Source organism: Sphingomonas sp. LH128, assembly GCF_000293195.2.
GTDB lineage: Bacteria > Pseudomonadota > Alphaproteobacteria > Sphingomonadales > Sphingomonadaceae > Novosphingobium > Novosphingobium resinovorum_A.
Window position 1 is genome coordinate 1 of record NZ_ALVC01000642.1, and the last position, 341, is coordinate 341.

Here is a 341-nt window from a genome sequence, read left to right on the forward strand (position 1 = left end):
CCGCCGGGTGCTGAACGGGATACTCTGGCGTTTCCGTTCTGGTGCGCCGTGGGCAGAGGTCCCGGAGCGCTATGGTCCATCGACGACCTGCTACAACCGGTTCATCCGCTGGCGAAAGGCCGGAGTGTGGGACCGATTGTTGGCGGCGGTTTCCGCCGGTTTCAATGGCGAGTTGGTGATGATCGATTCTACCTGCATGCGCGTCCACCAGCACGGTGCGACGGGCAAAAAGGGGGATGCAGCGATCATGGCATGGGACGTTCCCGGGGCGGCCTTACGACCAAACTCCACGCTCTTGTCGACGCTGATGGACGTCCTGTCGGCCTGCGACTGACGGGTGG

The 341-nt window shown here is 63.3% G+C and carries 1 pseudogene; it reads left to right on the forward strand.

The window, feature by feature from the left end:
* A pseudogene (locus tag LH128_RS30790) lies at positions 1-341 on the forward strand (IS5 family transposase); the annotation flags it as partial.